Origin of the sequence: Pseudomonas iridis (assembly GCF_017980685.1) — a bacterium.
Classification (GTDB): Bacteria; Pseudomonadota; Gammaproteobacteria; order Pseudomonadales; family Pseudomonadaceae; genus Aquipseudomonas; species Aquipseudomonas iridis.
Map to the genome: position 1 here is coordinate 68,651 of NZ_JACXXO010000009.1, position 18,266 is coordinate 86,916.

18 protein-coding genes are annotated in these 18,266 nt (G+C 59.7%); 9 read left to right on the forward strand and 9 right to left on the reverse strand.

All coding sequences use genetic code 11. The annotated features are described in order from the left end of the window. Positions 1 to 148: 148 nt before the first annotated feature. From IEQ42_RS16255 to lnt, 4 genes are read left to right on the forward strand one after another with little or no spacing between them, the layout of a single operon-like run. Positions 149 to 1,153: a PhoH family protein gene (locus IEQ42_RS16255; protein WP_210704167.1), complete on the forward strand. Its 1,005-nt coding sequence runs from the start codon at positions 149 to 151 to the stop codon at positions 1,151 to 1,153. Then, positions 1,146 to 1,640 (forward strand): rRNA maturation RNase YbeY, encoded by a 495-nt coding sequence (gene ybeY, locus IEQ42_RS16260; protein WP_210704168.1) that lies wholly within the window; start codon positions 1,146 to 1,148, stop codon positions 1,638 to 1,640. The genes IEQ42_RS16255 and ybeY overlap by 8 nt, the downstream gene beginning before the upstream one ends. A gap of 5 nt (positions 1,641 to 1,645) precedes the next feature. Next, a complete protein-coding gene (locus IEQ42_RS16265; RefSeq protein ID WP_024014438.1) occupies positions 1,646 to 2,485 on the forward strand; it encodes an HlyC/CorC family transporter in 840 nt (279 codons plus the stop codon). A gap of 14 nt (positions 2,486 to 2,499) precedes the next feature. Further along, positions 2,500 to 4,023 carry an apolipoprotein N-acyltransferase gene (lnt, locus tag IEQ42_RS16270; RefSeq protein ID WP_210704169.1) on the forward strand — a complete coding sequence of 508 codons (1,524 nt, stop codon included), beginning with the start codon at positions 2,500 to 2,502 and terminating at the stop codon, positions 4,021 to 4,023. 86 nt (positions 4,024 to 4,109) lie between these two features. On the opposite strand, the gene IEQ42_RS16275 is transcribed toward lnt, so the two are convergent. Further along, positions 4,110 to 4,871 (reverse strand): YdcF family protein, encoded by a 762-nt coding sequence (locus IEQ42_RS16275; protein WP_210704170.1) that lies wholly within the window; start codon positions 4,869 to 4,871, stop codon positions 4,110 to 4,112. A gap of 105 nt (positions 4,872 to 4,976) precedes the next feature. Then, entirely contained in the window at positions 4,977 to 5,300 is a 324-nt protein-coding gene (locus tag IEQ42_RS16280) for a hypothetical protein (protein ID WP_210704171.1), read from the reverse strand. Positions 5,301 to 5,554: 254 nt separating this feature from the next. Here IEQ42_RS16280 and leuS point away from each other — a divergent pair, with 254 nt between their 5' ends. From leuS to IEQ42_RS16305, 5 genes are all read left to right on the forward strand, one after another. Next, positions 5,555 to 8,161: a leucine--tRNA ligase gene (gene leuS, locus IEQ42_RS16285; RefSeq protein ID WP_210704172.1), complete on the forward strand. Its 2,607-nt coding sequence runs from the start codon at positions 5,555 to 5,557 to the stop codon at positions 8,159 to 8,161. A gap of 88 nt (positions 8,162 to 8,249) precedes the next feature. Then, a complete protein-coding gene (locus IEQ42_RS16290) occupies positions 8,250 to 8,855 on the forward strand; it encodes an LPS-assembly lipoprotein LptE (protein WP_210704173.1) in 606 nt (201 codons plus the stop codon). A 39-nt stretch (positions 8,856 to 8,894) separates the two neighbouring features. Beyond that, positions 8,895 to 9,932 (forward strand): DNA polymerase III subunit delta, encoded by a 1,038-nt coding sequence (holA, locus tag IEQ42_RS16295; protein ID WP_047303594.1) that lies wholly within the window; start codon positions 8,895 to 8,897, stop codon positions 9,930 to 9,932. A gap of 174 nt (positions 9,933 to 10,106) precedes the next feature. Next, entirely contained in the window at positions 10,107 to 10,271 is a 165-nt protein-coding gene (arfA, locus tag IEQ42_RS16300; RefSeq protein ID WP_007960579.1) for an alternative ribosome rescue factor ArfA, read from the forward strand. A 61-nt stretch (positions 10,272 to 10,332) separates the two neighbouring features. Next, positions 10,333 to 11,655 (forward strand): lytic murein transglycosylase, encoded by a 1,323-nt coding sequence (locus tag IEQ42_RS16305; RefSeq protein WP_210704174.1) that lies wholly within the window; start codon positions 10,333 to 10,335, stop codon positions 11,653 to 11,655. 101 nt (positions 11,656 to 11,756) lie between these two features. Here IEQ42_RS16305 and IEQ42_RS16310 read toward each other — a convergent pair whose 3' ends face one another. From IEQ42_RS16310 to mltB, 7 genes are all read right to left on the reverse strand, one after another. Continuing rightward, positions 11,757 to 12,707, reverse strand: a complete 951-nt coding sequence (locus IEQ42_RS16310; protein WP_210704175.1) for a S66 peptidase family protein — start codon at positions 12,705 to 12,707, stop codon at positions 11,757 to 11,759. Positions 12,708 to 12,879: 172 nt separating this feature from the next. Beyond that, a complete protein-coding gene (lipA, locus tag IEQ42_RS16315; protein ID WP_162184605.1) occupies positions 12,880 to 13,878 on the reverse strand; it encodes a lipoyl synthase in 999 nt (332 codons plus the stop codon). A 25-nt stretch (positions 13,879 to 13,903) separates the two neighbouring features. After that, positions 13,904 to 14,551, reverse strand: coding sequence for a lipoyl(octanoyl) transferase LipB (gene lipB, locus IEQ42_RS16320; protein ID WP_042561248.1), 648 nt, complete (start codon positions 14,549 to 14,551; stop codon positions 13,904 to 13,906). Next, entirely contained in the window at positions 14,551 to 14,826 is a 276-nt protein-coding gene (locus IEQ42_RS16325) for a DUF493 domain-containing protein (RefSeq protein WP_123448253.1), read from the reverse strand. Before IEQ42_RS16325 ends, lipB begins: the two co-directional genes overlap by 1 nt. A gap of 85 nt (positions 14,827 to 14,911) precedes the next feature. Then, positions 14,912 to 16,069, reverse strand: coding sequence for a D-alanyl-D-alanine carboxypeptidase family protein (locus IEQ42_RS16330; protein WP_200613224.1), 1,158 nt, complete (start codon positions 16,067 to 16,069; stop codon positions 14,912 to 14,914). Positions 16,070 to 16,239: 170 nt separating this feature from the next. After that, positions 16,240 to 17,250 (reverse strand): septal ring lytic transglycosylase RlpA family protein, encoded by a 1,011-nt coding sequence (locus IEQ42_RS16335; protein WP_210704176.1) that lies wholly within the window; start codon positions 17,248 to 17,250, stop codon positions 16,240 to 16,242. Further along, positions 17,250 to 18,260, reverse strand: a complete 1,011-nt coding sequence (gene mltB / locus IEQ42_RS16340; RefSeq protein ID WP_210704177.1) for a lytic murein transglycosylase B — start codon at positions 18,258 to 18,260, stop codon at positions 17,250 to 17,252. Before mltB ends, IEQ42_RS16335 begins: the two co-directional genes overlap by 1 nt. Positions 18,261 to 18,266: the final 6 nt, after the last annotated feature.

Sequence of the window (18,266 nt, forward strand, 5' to 3'; positions counted from 1 at the left end):
GTTGCACCGCTATCGCTGGCAAGCCAGCTCCCACAGTGGACTGCACTGTTACTCAGATTGTGTTCATCAATTTAAGAGCTTTCGCACCCAGGCCACTGGCGTTATCCTTGATTTCATCTTAATTGCCCCAGGGCGGCTAAATACGACCTTGAACGCTCCCATAGAACCACATCGTTTTATTCTCGAGCCCTTTGAGGCTCATCGCTTCGCCAATCTGTGCGGGCAATTCGACGAGCATTTGCGCTTGATCGAACAGCGCCTGAGCATCGAGATCCGCAACCGCGGAAACCAGTTCGAGCTGATCGGCGACTCCAAGCACACCACGTCTGCGGAAAATCTGATTCGCCGCCTGTACCGCGAAACCAAGGGTACGGAGTTGTCGCCAGATATGGTTCACCTGTTTCTGCAGGAATCAGCCGTCGTCGAGCTGGACAACCACGTCCCCGCGGAAGCCTCCGTCGCCCTGCGCACCAAAAAAGGCATGATTCGCCCTCGCGGCTTGAATCAGTTGCGCTATGTGAAGGAAATACTCGGTAACGACATCAACTTCGGCATAGGCCCGGCCGGTACCGGCAAGACCTATCTGGCCGTGGCCTGTGCGGTCGATGCACTGGAGCGCGAGCAGATCCGGCGCATCCTGCTGGTGCGTCCGGCGGTTGAGGCGGGTGAAAAGCTCGGCTTCCTGCCTGGCGATCTGTCGCAGAAGATCGACCCGTACCTGCGCCCGCTCTATGACGCACTCTACGAAATGCTCGGCTTCGAATACGTGGCCAAGCTGATCGAACGTCAGGTGATCGAAGTCGCGCCGCTGGCCTACATGCGCGGTCGCACGCTTAACAACAGCTTCATCATTCTCGACGAAAGCCAGAACACCACTGTCGAACAGATGAAGATGTTCCTGACGCGTATCGGTTTCGGCTCTACCGCGGTTATCACGGGTGACATCACCCAGGTCGACCTGCCGAAAGGCACCAAGTCGGGCCTGCACCACGTGATCGAAGTGCTCAAAGACGTGCCGGGCATCAGCTTCACGCACTTCATGCCCAAAGACGTTGTGCGCCATCCGCTGGTTCAACGCATCGTCGAAGCCTACGAGCGCTTCGAAAATCGCGTGACTGATGAACCTGCGAAGGACACTCGCCGCGATGCTTGAGCTTGACCTGCAAATAGCGACCGAAGCGTCCGCTCCCAGTGAAACCGAGTTCCGCCAATGGTGCGAACTGGCCCTGCGCCAGCGCACCGCAGACTCGGAAATGACCATTCGTCTGGTCGACGAGGAAGAAGGCCGTGAGCTCAATCACACCTGGCGCCAGAAGGATTACGCGACCAACGTCCTGTCGTTCCCGGCTGACGTGCCCGACGAGTTTCTCGATATCCCGCTGCTCGGCGATCTGGTGATCTGCGTGGCCGTGGTTGAGCGCGAGGCCGCCGAACAAGGCAAGGAACTAAAGGCCCACTGGGCACATCTGGTCATTCACGGCTGCTTGCATCTGCTTGGTTACGACCATATAGATGACGAAGAAGCCGAAGAAATGGAAGCACTGGAACGCGAGTTGCTTGCTGAACTGGGCTATCGCGATCCGTACGCGGACGACGAAACCGAACCATCCCCAATCGTTACAACAAAGGATTCAGAGTAATCGCTATGAGCGAAGATCGATCGAGCAACGGGCAGAAGTCATGGCTGGGTAAACTGACCCAGGCTTTTGCCCACGAGCCGAAGAACCGCCAGGAGCTCCTTGAGCTGCTGCGCGATGCACATCAGAACAAACTGCTGGACAGCGAAGCGCTGGCCATCGTCGAAGGCGCCATTCAGGTGGCTGACCTGCAAGTACGCGACATCATGGTGCCGCGTTCGCAGATGGTCAGCATCAAGGCGACCCAGACACCGCGTGAATTCCTTCCAGCCGTGGTCGATTCCGCCCACTCGCGCTATCCGGTCATCGGTGAAAGCCATGACGACGTGATGGGCGTGCTGCTGGCCAAGGATCTGCTGCCGCTGATCCTCAAGGAAAACGGCGACAGCTTCAACATCAAGGACCTGCTGCGCCCGGCCACGTTCGTGCCGGAGTCCAAGCGTCTGAATGTGTTGCTGCGTGAGTTCCGCGCCAACCACAACCACATGGCCATCGTCATTGATGAATACGGCGGCGTGGCAGGTCTGGTGACCATCGAAGACGTGCTGGAACAGATCGTCGGCGATATCGAGGACGAGCACGACGTCGAAGAAGACAGCTACATCAAGCCGCTGCCCAGCGGTGACTTCCTGATCAAGGCACTGACGCCGATCGAGAACTTCAACGAGTTCTTCGACAGCGAGTTTTCCGACGACGAGTTCGACACCGTCGGCGGCCTGGTGATGAGCGCGTTCGGGCACTTGCCAAAACGCAACGAAACCACTGAAATCGGCGCCTATCGTTTCCGCATCCTGAACGCCGACAGCCGTCGGATTCACTTGCTGCGACTGACGCCAATCGCTCGTTAAATCTAAGGACTGAAATGCGCTGGACAACCCGCCCCGGCTGGCCCGGTAACCTGCTGGCCGTGGCGGCCGGTGCAATCACCACGTTCGCTCTGGCACCCTTCGATATCTGGCCGCTGGCTTTGCTGGCGGTCGGTTTGTTCTATGCCGGCCTGCGTGAGCCAAGCCCCCGTCAGGCACTGGGCCGTGGCTGGTGCTTCGGTTTCGGCCTGTTCGGCGCCGGTACCAGTTGGATCTATTACAGCATTCACCACTTCGGCGGCGCTTCGGTGCTACTGGCCGGATTCCTGATGCTGCTGTTCACTGCGGCTATTGCCTTTTTCTTTGCCCTGCCCGCCTGGCTCTGGGCGCGCTGGCTGCGCCGTAACGAGGCGCCGCTGGCCGATGCTTTGGCATTCGCCGCGCTGTGGGTCGGCCAGGAAGCCTTTCGCGGCTGGTTCCTTACTGGCTTCCCTTGGCTTTATTCCGGTTACAGCCAGCTCGACGGTCCACTGGCCGGTCTCGCGCCGGTCGGCGGGATGTGGCTGGTATCGTTCGTTCTGGCATTGACGGCTGCGCTGATCTACAACGCGCCGCGTCTGCTACGAACCGGTCGCAAGGCTTTTGTTGCGGTTGGCCTGCTGTTGCTGGTCGGGCCATGGGTGGCGGGGATTGCACTCAAGGGCCACGCCTGGACCAGCCCTTCCGGTGAGCCGCTGACCGTTGCTGCCATTCAGGGTAACGTCGAACAAAGCATGAAGTGGGACCCGGCGCAGCTCAACGCGCAACTGGCGCTGTACCGCGATCTGAGTTTCCGCTCCAAACCAGTGGATCTGCTGATCTGGCCGGAAACGGCGGTGCCGGTACTCAAGGAGTCCGCCGAGGGCTACCTGAGCATGATGGGTAACTTCGCCGCCGAACGTAAATCAGCGCTGATCACCGGCGTACCGATCCGCGAAACGGTGCAACACGAAAGACGCTTCTACAATGGCATCACTGTGGTGGGCGAAGGCGATGGCACTTACCTGAAACAGAAACTGGTGCCGTTCGGTGAGTACGTGCCGTTGCAGGATGTGCTGCGCGGACTGATCGCATTCTTCGACCTGCCGATGTCGGACTTCGCCCGCGGCCCCGCCGATCAGCCGATGCTGCAGGCCAAGGGTTATCAGATCGCGCCGTTCATCTGCTACGAAGTGGTGTATCCGGAGTTCGCCGCCAGCCTGTCGGCGCGCAGCGACCTGCTGCTGACGATCAGCAACGACACGTGGTTCGGCACCTCGATCGGCCCGCTGCAACATTTGCAGATGGCGCAGATGCGCGCGCTGGAAGCCGGACGCTGGATGATCCGCGCCACCAACAATGGCGTGACCGGCCTGATCAACCCGTTTGGGCAGATCACCGAGCAGATTCCGCAGTTCGAACAGGGCATTTTGTATGGCGAAGTGGTGCCAATGCACAACCTGACGCCGTACCTGCAATGGCGTTCATGGCCGCTGATCGTCCTGTGTCTGGGGCTGTTCGGTTGGGCGCTGATGGCTAGCCGGATGTCCAAAACCCTCTAAGCAAAAAGATCGCAGCCTGCGGCAGCTCCTACATGGGATTTGTATTCCCCCTGTAGGAGGTGCCGCAGGCTGCGATCTTTTGATTCTCAGCGGTAAAACAGCGAATACCCCACCTGCCCCACCGCTTCATTCAGCAACTGTCCGCTCTGCCAGATCGATTTGAACTCAGGCAGCCAGCCACCAAACGGCCGAGCGTTGTCCGTACTCAGGAAGCCCACTGGCGCGGGCACCACTTCAAATCCTGCCGCCTGAAAACTCCACACCGATCGCGGCATGTGCCAAGCCTGCGTTACCACGACCACGCGTTTGATTCCCTGCGGCAACAGCATATCGGCGCTGAATCTGGCGTTTTCCCAGGTGGTGCGGCTCTGCCCTTCCTGCCAACGCACGGTCACGCCGAAATCGTCCAGCAATGAATCGGCCATCAATTTCGCCTCGGTCGGAGGCGTACCGTAGTGCAAGCCGCCACTGGTCAAAATCGGCAGTCCCGAGGCTTTCGCCAATCGCGCCGCATAACGCTGACGCTCAAGCCCCACGCCGGTCGGTTGATCGTCGCCCCAGGCCAGATCACCCCGCTCACGGCCAGACCCCAGCACCACAATCGCATCGGCACGCTGCGCCAATGTCGCCCACTCTTCGCGGGCCAGTGGCGGCTCTCGCTCGAGGGCTTTGGCACCCCATTGCACCACCACCGGCAGGCTCATCAGCCAGAATCCACCAAAACCGAGGGCAAAACACAATCCAGCCAGTCGCGGCCGTGAGCGGCGCAGCCACCACGCAGCCAGCAACAGCAGCAAAAGAATGCCGGGCGGCAATAGAAGTTGTTTGATGAAATAACGTAAAGGCATCGGGCATCTCCAAAGATGCCCGAAGCCTAAGTGGGTTAATACAACGCGACAACCGATAGGGTGGGATCCTGTTGAAAAAGATCCGTTTCTTGACCTGCCATGCGCTTACTTGGCCCGCAAAGCACGCACCTTGACGGTGTCTTTGCGTGGCGCCTTGTCCTTGAGCCAGATGACCTTGGCCGAATGTGTTGCATCGAGCTGCTTCACTGCCTGCGACAAACATCCGTGCGTTTCACGTTCACTGCGATCCAGATAGGCCTTGACCAGTTTGAACTCGGCGGGGCTCAAGCCACGCAATTCCAGTTCCAGGGGGCGCTCGTCGCGCAGCCGGTCTGCGGTTTTTGCAGCGTCCAGAGCAATGCCCAGACGGTCCATCAACCGCTCGTACAACTCAGGTTTCGTGACGTTTCTTTGCTGTTGCTCCACCATCCCTCACCTCATTGAAGATAAGACTCACTCCCCAGTTAGAGCTTAGCTTCGCTGCACGAACCGGCTGCACGCCGCGACCAACGGCCCTCGCCACCCATTCCGCGGGCCAAACAGCTGCAATCAGGGTTTCCCTAGGCCAAGCGCGGTCATGTATGCTACGGCGCTTCCTGTCATTCCACTTCCAGCTCGTCCGGGCCAGCCCGAATGCCGCGTTGAAGAGGATTAGGCCACCCCTATCCAGTACAAAAGTAGCCATGCACGAACAATATCAGCCCCGTGAAATCGAAGCCGCCGCCCAGTCGTTCTGGGATGAGCAAAAGTCCTTTGAAGTCAGCGAACAGCCAGGCAAGGAGACTTTCTACTGCCTGTCGATGTTCCCTTACCCCAGCGGCAAGCTACACATGGGGCACGTGCGCAACTACACCATCGGCGACGTGATCTCCCGCTACCAGCGCATGCAAGGCAAGAACGTTCTGCAACCGATGGGTTGGGATGCCTTCGGCATGCCGGCGGAAAACGCCGCGATGAAAAACAACGTGGCGCCCGCCAAGTGGACCTACGAAAACATCGCCTACATGAAAACCCAGCTGCGCAGCCTGGGCCTGGCGGTGGACTGGTCGCGTGAAGTCACCACCTGCAAACCTGATTACTACCGCTGGGAACAATGGCTGTTCACTCGCCTGTTCGAAAAAGGCGTGATCTACAAAAAAAGCGGCACCGTGAACTGGGACCCGGTCGATCAGACCGTTCTGGCCAACGAACAAGTCATCGACGGTCGCGGCTGGCGTTCCGGCGCGCTGATCGAAAAGCGCGAAATCCCGATGTACTACTTCAAGATCACCGCTTATGCGGATGAGCTGCTGGAGAGCCTCGACGAGCTGACTGGCTGGCCTGAACAGGTCAAGACCATGCAGCGCAACTGGATCGGCAAATCCCGCGGCATGGAAGTGCAGTTCCCGTACAACGTCGACTCGATCGGCACAGCCGGCACCCTGAAAGTCTTCACCACCCGTCCGGACACCCTGATGGGCGCGACCTACGTTGCCGTCGCTGCCGAACACCCGCTGGCCACCCAGGCCGCGCAGAACAACCCTGAGCTGCAAGCGTTCATCGCTGAATGCAAGGGCGGCAGCGTGGCTGAAGCCGACGTCGCCACTCAAGAGAAAAAAGGCCTGCCGACCGGCCTGTTCGTCGAGCACCCGCTGACCGGTGACAAACTCCCGGTCTGGGTCGCCAACTATGTGCTGATGCACTACGGCGACGGCGCGGTCATGGCTGTGCCAGCGCACGACGAGCGTGATTTCGAATTCGCCCACAAGTACGACCTGCCGATCAAATCGGTAGTGCGCACCAGCTCCGGCGAGACCAACCCGGCCCCGTGGCAAGACGCCTACGGCGAGCACGGCACGCTGATCAACTCCGGCGAGTTCGATGGTCTGGATTTCGCCGGCGCGTTCGACGCGATCGAAGTGGCGCTGATCAAAAAAGAACTGGGCGCCTCGCGCACCCAGTTCCGCCTGCGCGACTGGGGCATCAGCCGCCAGCGCTACTGGGGCTGCCCTATCCCGATCATCCACTGCGACGCTTGCGGTGACGTGCCGGTACCGGAAGATCAACTGCCCGTCGTGTTGCCGGAAGACGTGGTGCCGGATGGCGCCGGTTCGCCGCTGGCACGCATGCCTGAGTTTTACGAGTGCAGCTGCCCGAAATGTGGCCAGCCTGCCAAGCGTGAAACCGACACCATGGACACCTTCGTCGAGTCGTCGTGGTACTACGCCCGGTATGCCTCGCCGCACTTTGAAGGTGGCCTGGTCGAGAAATCCGCGGCCGACCACTGGCTGCCGGTGGATCAATACATCGGCGGTATCGAACACGCGATTCTGCACCTGCTGTACGCACGTTTCTTCCACAAGCTGATGCGTGACGAAGGCCTGGTGAGCTCCAACGAGCCATTCAAGAACCTGCTGACCCAAGGCATGGTAATCGCCGAAACTTACTACCGTCGCGAAGCCAACGGTGCCTACACCTGGTTCAACCCGGCGGACGTAGAACTGGAGCGCGACAGCAAAGCCAAGGTCATCAGCGCCAAGCTGATCGCCGACGGCCTGCCGGTGGAAATCGGCGGTACCGAGAAAATGGCCAAGTCGAAGAACAACGGCGTCGACCCACAGTCGATGATTGATCAGTTCGGCGCCGACACCTGCCGCCTGTTCATGATGTTCGCCTCGCCACCTGACATGAGCGCCGAATGGTCCGACTCGGGCGTGGAAGGCTCGCATCGCTTCCTCAAGCGCGTCTGGCGTCTGGCGCAAGCCCACGTTACCCAGGGCCTGCCGGGCAAACTCGACGTTGCCAGCCTGAACGACGAGCAAAAAGCCGTTCGCCGCTCGATCCACCTGGCCATCAAGCAGGCCAGCCACGACGTCGGCCAGAACCACAAATTCAACACCGCCATCGCTCAGGTCATGACGCTGATGAACGTGCTGGAAAAAGCCGCGCAAGTCACCGAGCAGGATCGCGCGCTGGTGCACGAAGGTCTGGAAGCCGTCACTTTGCTGCTGGCTCCGATCACGCCACACATCAGCCATGAGCTGTGGAATCAACTGGGGCACGCAGACGCCGTGATCGACGCAGGCTGGCCTGCAGTGGACGAAAGCGCACTGGTGCAGGACAGCCTGACCCTGGTTATCCAGGTCAACGGCAAGTTGCGTGGCCAGATCGAAATGCCGGCGAGCGCGACGCGCGAAGAGGTTGAAGCCGCCGCTCGCGTCAACGAAAACGTGCTGCGTTTCGTCGACGGTCTGACCATTCGCAAAGTGATCGTTGTGCCAGGAAAACTGGTCAACATCGTCGCCAGCTAAATTGGATTGGGCGTCAGGTTTGCCTGACGCACTGTAAAACCTTTCGGGCCGCCAGGTCGGCCCACATGGTTTCAAGGGGAGCAACACAATGATCAAACGCAATCTGCTGGTGATGGGCCTCGCTGTTCTGCTGAGCGCCTGCGGTTTCCAGCTGCGTGGCACTGGCAGCAACGAACTGGCGATCAAGGAACTCGACCTGAGCGCCCGTAACGCCTACGGCGAGACCGTCACTCAAATGCGTCAGGTACTGGAGTCCAGCGGCGTCAAGGTTCACAGCGGCGCGCCTTACAAGCTGTACCTGGCTGACGAACAGGAAAGCCAGCGTATCCTCAGCTATGCAGGTGCCGGTCGCACGGGCGAGTATCAGCTCAGCACGGTCCTGAGCTACGACATCCGCGGTGAACAAAACCTGTCTCTGCTCAGCGACAAGCTTGAAGTGCAGAAAGTGTTCATCCACGACGGCAACAACCTCGTCGGTTCCGATCAGGAAGCCAGTGACGCCCGTCGCGATATCCGTCGCGATCTGGTTCAGCGCATGATGCTGCGTCTGCAACAGCTGACCCCGGGTCAACTGCAGCAACTGCAGCAGGCCGCCAATGACCGCGCCAGGGCAGAAGCCGATGCGCTGGAAGCGGCGCAAAAGATTGAGGCGGAAACCCCGCGTCAGTCGCCGCTCGAAATCCCGCAGCAGTAAGAAGTTCGGGGCGCTCAGGCGCCCCGTTCGACCTCTCTTATGAAGCTCGCTCCCGCGCAACTCGGTAAACACCTGCAAGGCGCCCTCGCGCCCGTCTATATCATCAGCGGTGATGACCCGCTGCTGTGTCAGGAAGCCGCCGACGCCATTCGCAGTGCTGCCCGCCAGCAAGGTTTCGACGAACGCCAGGTATTCGCCGCCGACGCCAATTTCGATTGGGGCACGTTGTTGCAGGCCGGTGCCAGCATGTCGTTGTTTGCTGAAAAGCGTCTGCTGGAACTGCGTTTGCCATCGGGCAAACCCGGTGACAAGGGGGCTGCCGCGTTCATCGAGTACTGCTCGCGTCCCGCCGAAGACACGGTGCTGCTGATCAGTCTGCCCAAACTTGATGGCAGCGCGCAGAAGACCAAGTGGGGCAAGGCGCTGGTTGAAGGTCAGCAGACCCAGTTCATCCAGATCTGGCCAGTGGATGCCAATCAGCTACCGGGCTGGATTCGTCAGCGCCTGTCGCAGGCAGGGTTGTCGGCCAGCCAGGACGCGGTCGAGCTGATTGCTGCACGTGTGGAGGGCAACCTGCTCGCCGCCGCGCAGGAAATCGAGAAGCTCAAGCTGATGGCCGAAGGTGGGCAGATTACTGTCGAAACCGTACAGGCCGCTGTGGCGGACAGTGCACGATTCGACGTGTTTGGCTTGACCGACGCGGTCCTTAACGGTGAACCGGCCCACGCCCTGCGCATGCTCGAAGGGTTGCGTGGTGAGGGTGTCGAACCTCCAGTGATCCTCTGGGCACTAGCGAGGGAATTGCGCCTGCTGGCCAATATCTCGCTGCAGTACAGCCAGGGCACACCGCTGGACAAGTGCTTCAGCTCGGCGAAACCGCCGGTCTGGGACAAGCGCAAGCCCTTGATGAGCAAAGCCCTGCAACGTTACTCGGCGCAACGCTGGGCGCAGTTGTTGCTCGAAGCTCAGCGTATTGATGCACAGATCAAGGGCCAGGCGGCCGGGTCGCCGTGGATGAGTCTGAGCCGCTTGGCGTTGTTGATGGCCGGTCAACGTTTGTCGTTGCCTGCCGAATAAGATCAAGAGATCGCAGCCTTCGGCAGCTCCTACACCAATCCTTGTAGGAGCTGCCGAAGGCTGCGATCTTTTGATCTTGTTTTCCTACAAAACGACCTGCATTTGCCCTATAGACAGACGCTCAACATCGGCAGATTATTTCCCCCGCAAACCCACTCACTCAAGAGAACCCTCATGAGCAAAAAGCCATCGAAACATGGCCCGAACAAGGCCAAATCCATCATCGCCCAACCCCTGTTCCGCAGCCGCCAGGAACAACCAGCCAAGGGTAAAGGCAGCTACCGCCGCGAAGCCTTCCAGTCTAATAGCTGGGAGGCTTCTTACTTTCTGGCAGCTTAAAGCGCAGCACCCCCCGGTCATGTTAATGTCTGCACCTGATTCGTATCCTCTGGAACTGTGCATGCCCTTTAGTCTTTCCCGTCGTTGGCCTGTTCGCCAATTGATCGCTGCCTCCAGCTTCATACTGCTTGTCGCCTGTGCGGAGAAACCTACCGCCGCGGATGCGCAACCTCTCAAAGCCGCCCCTGTCGCCACGGCCCCAGCGATTATTCCGCCGGTAGTGCCGTCCGCCGACCCACTTGATCTTCAGCCGACCCAAACCTTTGCCGAATGGCAGGCAGGTTTCCGCAAGGATGCCTTGGCAGCCGGGATTCGCGCCGAGCTGTTCGATCGTGCATTTGCCAATATCAGTTTCGACGACAGCGTGATTCGCGCCGACCGCAGTCAGCCTGAGTTCTCTCGTCCGGTGTGGGAATACCTCGACGGCGCACTGTCGCCGCTGCGCGTGCGCAAGGGCCAGGCGCTAATCATTCAGTACGCCGATATCCTGCAAAGCATCGAGCAGCGTTATGGCGTTGATCGTCAGGCGTTGGTGTCGGTGTGGGGCATGGAAAGCAACTTCGGGCAGTATCAGGGCAGCAAGTCGGTGATCAACTCGCTGGCCACGCTTGCCTACGAAGGTCGTCGCCCGGGGTTTGCCCACGCCCAACTGATTGCCGCCCTGCAGATTCTGCAACAGGGCGACATCACGCCTGAGAAGATGCTCGGTTCCTGGGCTGGCGCCATGGGCCAGACGCAGTTCATCCCGACCACCTACAACACCCATGCCGTTGATTTCGACGGTGACGGGCGCCGCGACATCTGGGGCAGTCCAGCCGACGCGCTGGCCTCGACCGCGCACTATCTGCAAAGCTCCGGCTGGCAGCGTGGCCAACCGTGGGGCTTTGAAGTGCAATTGCCAGGCAGCTTCGATTACACACTGGCGGATGGCGCCATCCGCAAGAGCGTCGCCGAATGGCGTCAGTTGGGCGTGAGTTTGCCCAATGATGCCCAGATGCCCGCGGGAACCGAGCAACTGTCCGCCGCCCTGTTGCTGCCGGCCGGATATCGTGGCCCGGCGTTTCTGATCCTCGACAACTTCCGGGCGATCCTCAAGTACAACAATTCTTCGTCGTACGCATTGGCGGTGAGCCTGCTGTCCGAGCGCTTTGGCGGCGGTGGCTTGATCAACGGCACCTGGCCCAAAGATGATCTGCCGCTGAGCCGTACAGAGCGCGTCGAGTTACAGACCTTGCTGAGTGCACGCAACTACGATGCCGGCACGGCAGACGGGATCATCGGGGCCAATACGCGCAAGGCGATTCGCAGTGCACAGCAGTCTTTAGGCTGGCCGGCGGATGGGTATCCGACGCATAAGCTGCTGGAAAGCCTGCGTAACCAATAAAGCAAAATCAAAAGATCGCAGCCTGCGGCAGCTCCTACAGGATTTACGTTAATCGCGTGTAGGAGCTGCCGCAGGCTGCGATCTTTTTGCATCACCCGCAATTATCGGCGGGTGACCACATCCTGCTCCAGCATCAACTCCTGCTTCCCCGCATCCAGCCGCACCAGCGCGCCCATCGGCAGCGTCAGGTTCGGATCGCAATGCCCGCTACGCCACCCCGATAACACCGGAATCCGCAACGGCTCGAAAGTCTGTTTAAGCAGGCGGTTCAATGCCGCGACATCCACCCCCGCCACGTCTCCGACCAGCAAGCCCCGCAATCTGGCCAACTTGCCGGACAGACGCATCTGCGTCAGCAACCGGTCGATGCGATACAACGGCTCGTTGATGTCTTCAATCAGCAGAATCACCCCTTCGACATCAATCTCGTAAGGCGTGCCCAAGGTGGCGGCGATCATCGCCAGATTACCGCCGAGCAAGCGCCCGTGCGCGATGCCGGGTTCGACCGTAGTCAACGGATACGCCACCGGATGGCTTAGCACACTCCCCGCCTTCATTTGCCCGCGCAGCATGGCGAAGAACGAAGTGACCGTCGGCGGCTCCTTGTCGCCCAACAAATCGGCGTTGAGCAACGGCCCGTGAAAGGTCACGAAGCCCGCGTAACGACTGATTGCCAGGTGCAGCGCGGTGATATCGCTGTAGCCAATGAATGGCTTGGCATGGCGGCTCAGCAGGTCGTAATCGATCCGGTCAAGCAGCCGTGGCGTGCCGTAGCCGCCACGCAGGCAAATAATTGCATCGACTTCGGGATCAGCGAACGCCGCATGAAAATCGCGCAAGCGCGCGTCGTCGCTGCCGGCCAGATAGCCATCCTTTTCATAAACGCCGGGGAACACCTGAAGCCCATAACCCCGCGCGCGCATCCATTGCACCGCCTTATCGGTGTCCAATACACCCGGGCCCGCTGGTGCAATGACGCCGATCAGCCCTTCTGAGGGCAACGCGGGCACGGCTTTGTGCGGGCAAAGTGTGTGGGTTGGTCGAACGGTCATCCTTGGATCTCCCTGTGAGTCATGCACACACAGTAGTCAGGAACGGCGGTAAACAGAAGAGGCTCGGCCACGCCGCAGGTTGCAGGAAAAATCAGCATTGAATGTAAGACAGGCAAAAAAATGCCCGCCGGGCGTTAAAGCCTCGGCGGGCATTTTTTACATCAGCGCTGAATCAAGAACCCATCAGCTCAGCCTTGACCAGCTTCGCCTGCTCATCGGCATGGTACGAGGAACGCACCAACGGCCCGGACGCAACGTTCTTGAAGCCCATCTTGTAACCTTCCTCGGCGAACCAGGCGAAGGTGTCCGGGTGCACGAAACGCTGCACCGGCAAGTGGCTGCGCGACGGTTGCAGGTACTGACCGAGTGTCAGCATGTCGATGTCGTGTTCGCGCATGCGCTTCATGACTTCGATGACTTCTTCGTCAGTCTCGCCCAGACCCAGCATCAGGCCGGATTTGGTCGGAATGTGCGGCATCATCTGCTTGAAACGTTGCAGCAGGGTCAGCGACCACTGGTAATCCGAACCCGGACGCGCAGCCTTGTAAAGACGCGGCACGGTTTCCAGGTTGTGGTTGAAGACATCCGGCGGCTCGGCGGCGGTGATTTCCAGGGCGACGTCCATGCGGCCACGGTAGTCCGGAACCAGGGTCTCCAGCTGCACGTTCGGCGACAACTTGCGGATTTCGCGGATGCAGTCGGCAAAGTGCTGGGCACCACCGTCACGCAGGTCGTCGCGGTCAACCGAGGTGATCACCACGTACTTGAGCTTGAGGTCGGCGATGGCGATGGCCAGGCTTTGCGGCTCGTTGACGTCCAGTGGCTTCGGACGACCGTGGCCCACGTCGCAGAACGGGCAACGACGGGTGCAAATGTCGCCCATGATCATGAAGGTCGCGGTGCCGCCGGAGAAGCACTCGCCCAGGTTCGGGCAGGACGCTTCTTCGCAAACGCTGTGCAGCTTGTGTTTGCGCAGCAGGCTCTTGATGCGGTCGACTTCCGGCGAAACCGGGATGCGCACACGAATCCAGTCAGGTTTCTTCGGCAGCTCGGTGGTCGGAATGATCTTTACCGGGATGCGTGCAACCTTCTCGGCACCGCGCAGCTTGACGCCGGCTTCAACCTTGGGACGCGGGGCCGGGCGCTCGGTCACGTCGAGCGTCGGGATCATGGTTTGCACTGCATCAGTAGTCATATCAGTCGATTCCGCCCGTCAGGGTCGTCTGCTCAGCATAGTCGAGGTGTTTGACGAGCTGCGCGCGCAGCCGGGCACTTACCTCGGCAAATTCAATCGATCCTGCGTGATCGCTCAGCTGGGTCATCGCCAGCCCGGCGTAGCCGCAGGGATTAATCCGTCGAAACGGTTCCAGGTTCATATCCACGTTCAGGGCCAGTCCATGAAAGGAACAACCATGGCGAATGCGCAAACCCAGAGAAGCGATTTTCGCTCCATCTACATACACGCCGGGAGCGTCTGGCTTGGCCGTTGCGGTCACACCGTAACTGGCCAGAAGTTCGATCAGACACAGCTCCATGCGACTTACCAGATCACGCACGCCAAAACCCAGCTTGCGTACATCCAGCAACAGATAAGCCACCAATTGGCCGGGACCATGGTAAGTCACCTGCCCGCCGCGATCGACCTGCACCACCGGAATTTCACCCGGCACAAGCAAGTGTTCGGCCTTGCCGGCCTGACCCTGCGTGAACACCGGAGGGTGCTCGACGAGCCAGATTTCGTCGGCGGCATCGCTGCCGCGTTCGTTGGTAAAGCGTTGCATGGCATGCCAGACCGGCTCGTAAGCCATCTGGCCGAGGTCGCGAAAGCCCAGCGTGCCCGGCATCACAGCACCATGTGCACGAAACCGGTCGCCCGCAGTTCGCTGTTGATGTTGTACAGCTGATCCTGATCGGTCGCGACGATGTGCAACTGGATCGTGGTGTATTTGCCGTTGCTGCTCGAACGCTCGTCGATGCGCTCATCATTGATGATGGCGTGCTTCAGGACGATCTCGATGATCTTGTCCTTGTTGCCAACACCCGTATCGCTGATCACCTTAATCGGATAATCAGTCTGCGGGAATTCGATCTTTGGCGCCTTTACTTCGGTATCGGTCATGGCGTAACGGCCTCTATAGCGCAAGCCGTGGTAACGCACATGGCCCCGCGCCGGATCGGGGCGGGGCCATGCAGGTCAACACAAATCAGTTGAACAAGCCGTAGAAGAATAGACGGATGCTATCCCACATGCGGCGGAAGATACCACCCTCCTCGACGCCATCCAGAGCGATCAGGTCAGCGCTGTGCACGACCTTGTCTTCCAGTTTGACTTCGACTTTACCGATTACGTCGCCCTTGGCGATTGGCGCGGTCAGTTGCGGGTTCATGGTCATGCTTGCAGCGAGCTTCTTCAGCTGGCCTTTTGGCAGGGTCATGGTCAGGTCTTGCGCCAGGCCGGCCTTGACCTGGCTGGTGGTGCCTTTCCACACCGGGGCCTGAGCCAGTTCGGTGCCCTTCTGATAGAAAGTCTGGGTTTCGAAGAAGCGGAAGCCGTAGGTCAAGAGCTTCTGGGTTTCAGCGGCGCGAGCCACATCGCTGTTGGTGCCGAACACCACGGCGATCAGGCGCTGACCATCACGGACAGCCGAGGACACCATGCAATAACCGGCCTCTTCGGTGTGACCGGTTTTCAGACCGTCAACGGTCTTGTCGCGCCACAGCAAAAGGTTGCGGTTAGGTTGTTTGATGCCATTCCAGAAGAACTCTTTCTGCGAGTAGATCGCGTAGTGAGCCGGGTCTTCGTGGATGATCGCGCGAGCCAGGATCGCCATGTCATGAGCCGACGAGTAATGGTCAGGGTTTGGCAGACCGGTCGGGTTCATGAAGTGGGAGTTGGTCAGGCCCAGTTCGGTGGCCGTCTTGTTCATCACGTCGGCGAAGGCATCTTCGCTACCGGCGATGTGCTCGGACAGTGCCACGCTGGCGTCGTTACCGGACTGGATGATGATGCCGTGCAGCAGGTCGCTGACAGTGACTTGCGAACCGACTTTGATGAACATCCGCGAACCGCCGGTACGCCAGGCGTTTTCGCTGACGGTCACCGGATCGTTTTCACCGATCTGGCCACGACGGATTTCCAGGGTCGCGATGTACGCGGTCATCAGCTTGGTCAGGCTGGCCGGTGGCAGACGCTGGTCGCCATTGTTTTCAACCAGCACGTTGCCGCTGCTGGCATCCATGAGTACATAGGACTTGGCGGCCAGTTGTGGTGGCGAAGGCATCATCTCGACCGCGAACGCGGCAGGTGAGAGAAGCAACGGGACTAGCAGGAAAAGGCGTTTGGCAAAGGTGGTGATGTTCATCCGTCTCTCGAAATCGCTAATGCAAAATTTAATCAGATGACTTTCTGACGAGTCATCGCGTATTCAGCTGCTCACTCCAGTCACCCTTGCCGGGCTTTTGTTCTTCGACGAGCCAACAACCTGGTTCACCCCCCAATACCGCAGGTGAACCGTCAATCAAGTTCTACGTGTTACTCGGTGACCACACTTGGCGAACCAAGGTTAGCCAGGCGCACGCTGTTCTGCACCTGGGTGACTTCACCCGGCGAGCCGATCGGCCCCAGGCGTACCCGGTGCAGAGTCTGCTGATTGCGCACGATCGAGCTGATGAACACCGGAGCGCTCACCATCCCGCTGAGCTTCGACCTCAGCAGCTCTGCAGCGTCCGGGTTGGCGAAGGCGCCCACCTGCAGATACTGGCCAGACGCTGTTGCAGAAGCGTTTTTTTTTGCATCAATCTGCACTGGCACAACGGCCGCGGCGTGTTGCTGCGGCGGTGGAGTCCATTGCTCGACGGTGCCGGCCGAGGCCGTGATCACCGGGGCGCTGTTCTGCGCAACCTGCGGCTCATTGAGCATCAACGGCGCCGGACGGCCCTTGGCGGCCCACCATTGCTGCGGGTCGATGCCCTCGACCTTGACCCGCGCAGTGCCCGTTTCGGCATAACCGAGTTTTTTTGCCGCCGCGTAGGACAAGTCGATGATCCGGTCGGAATAGAACGGCCCGCGGTCGTTGACCCGCAGAATCACTGTGCGGTTGTTGTCCAGGTTGGTCACCCGAACGTAACTTGGCAGTGGCAACGTCTTGTGGGCGGCACTCATGCCGTACAGGTCATAGACCTCACCGTTGGCGGTGTTCTGCCCGTGAAACTTGGTGCCGTACCAGGACGCCGTGCCCGAAGCGACGTAGCTCTTGGATTCCTGTATCGGGAAGTAGGTCTTGCCCAGCACAGTGTACGGGTTGGCCTTGTACGCACCGGTATGCAGGGTTGGCGTGGCATCGGGGATACGCGAAACATCGACATCCCACCACGGCGCGCCATCTTTGTGGGCGCGGTTGATATCAAGAACCGGCTGTTTGCGCACAGCGGTTGTAGGTGCCTTCTGAGTCGGGGTACGACTGGTCGAACAACTGGCGACCAGTACCGCCAACGCAGCAAATGCCACCAGCTTCAGGGGTTTATTGTTAGGCAATGCCCGCATTACTTGACGCCCCGTGCTTGTACAAGCTGTTCAGACAGTTGATGTACGGCCATGGCGTACATCACGCTGCGGTTATAACGCGTGATCGCGTAAAAATTCTTCAGGCCCATCCAATATTCAGGGCCGTTCTCGCCTTCAAGGCGAAATGCAGTAACCGGCATATCATCGCGCAGCGCATCATGACTTGACCAGCCCAGCGCCCGCAACTCCGCGACGGTCTTTGTCGGCTCGATGCCAGTGGTCAGGCCTTCATCGGCCTGCTCGCCACGGACATCGGCGCGGCTGACCACCGGTTCGCCGGCGACCCAGCCGTGACGCTTGAAATAACTGGCGACACTGCCGATCGCATCTTCCGGGTTGTTCCAGATATTGATGTGGCCGTCACCGTCGAAATCCACTGCATAGGCGCGAAAGCTGCTCGGCATGAACTGCGGCAGGCCCATCGCCCCGGCGTATGAACCCTTGAGCGTCAATGGATCGACCTGCTCTTCGCGCGCCAACAGCAGAAACTCGCGCAGCTCCTTGCGGAAAAATTCGGCACGGGGAGGATAGTCGAAACCGAGCGTAGACAAGGCATCGATCACCCGGTAACTGCCGGTATTACGTCCGAAAAAGGTCTCGACGCCGATGATCGACACGATGACTTGTGCCGGCACGCCGTATTCCTGCTCGGCACGGGCCAGCGTGGCCTCGTGCTGGCGCCAGAAGTCCACACCTCGCGCAATACGCGCGTCAGAGATGAACATCGGGCGGTATTCTTTCCACTGTTTGACCCGCTCGGCAGGTCGGGAGATGGCGGCGAGAATCGCCTGTTTACGCTGAGCCTCGCGAAACACACCCATCAGTTGCTCACCGGCGAAACCGTAGTCGCGGGTCATTTCACCGACGAATTCGGCCACCTGGGGTGAGCCTTCATATTCGCCGGCCAGCGCTTCCTGCACGCTGCCAAGCAGGCCTACCAGGCCAACCCATGGCGCGCATCGAGTCGCCCAGCCACGCATTACTTGCATTGAACT

Coding starts and splice junctions, on each gene's coding strand:
- ybeY (WP_210704168.1), top strand. CDS start 1,146: ATGCTTGAGCTTGACCTGCAAATAGCGACCGAAGCGTCCGCTCCCAGT.
- IEQ42_RS16265 (WP_024014438.1), top strand. CDS start 1,646: ATGAGCGAAGATCGATCGAGCAACGGGCAGAAGTCATGGCTGGGTAAA.
- lnt (WP_210704169.1), top strand. CDS start 2,500: ATGCGCTGGACAACCCGCCCCGGCTGGCCCGGTAACCTGCTGGCCGTG.
- IEQ42_RS16275 (WP_210704170.1), bottom strand. CDS start 4,871: ATGCCTTTACGTTATTTCATCAAACAACTTCTATTGCCGCCCGGCATT.
- IEQ42_RS16280 (WP_210704171.1), bottom strand. CDS start 5,300: ATGGTGGAGCAACAGCAAAGAAACGTCACGAAACCTGAGTTGTACGAG.
- leuS (WP_210704172.1), top strand. CDS start 5,555: ATGCACGAACAATATCAGCCCCGTGAAATCGAAGCCGCCGCCCAGTCG.
- IEQ42_RS16290 (WP_210704173.1), top strand. CDS start 8,250: ATGATCAAACGCAATCTGCTGGTGATGGGCCTCGCTGTTCTGCTGAGC.
- holA (WP_047303594.1), top strand. CDS start 8,895: ATGAAGCTCGCTCCCGCGCAACTCGGTAAACACCTGCAAGGCGCCCTC.
- arfA (WP_007960579.1), top strand. CDS start 10,107: ATGAGCAAAAAGCCATCGAAACATGGCCCGAACAAGGCCAAATCCATC.
- IEQ42_RS16305 (WP_210704174.1), top strand. CDS start 10,333: ATGCCCTTTAGTCTTTCCCGTCGTTGGCCTGTTCGCCAATTGATCGCT.
- IEQ42_RS16310 (WP_210704175.1), bottom strand. CDS start 12,707: ATGACCGTTCGACCAACCCACACACTTTGCCCGCACAAAGCCGTGCCC.
- lipA (WP_162184605.1), bottom strand. CDS start 13,878: ATGATCCCGACGCTCGACGTGACCGAGCGCCCGGCCCCGCGTCCCAAG.
- lipB (WP_042561248.1), bottom strand. CDS start 14,551: ATGCCGGGCACGCTGGGCTTTCGCGACCTCGGCCAGATGGCTTACGAG.
- IEQ42_RS16325 (WP_123448253.1), bottom strand. CDS start 14,826: ATGACCGATACCGAAGTAAAGGCGCCAAAGATCGAATTCCCGCAGACT.
- IEQ42_RS16330 (WP_200613224.1), bottom strand. CDS start 16,069: ATGAACATCACCACCTTTGCCAAACGCCTTTTCCTGCTAGTCCCGTTG.
- IEQ42_RS16335 (WP_210704176.1), bottom strand. CDS start 17,250: ATGCGGGCATTGCCTAACAATAAACCCCTGAAGCTGGTGGCATTTGCT.
- mltB (WP_210704177.1), bottom strand. CDS start 18,260: ATGCAAGTAATGCGTGGCTGGGCGACTCGATGCGCGCCATGGGTTGGC.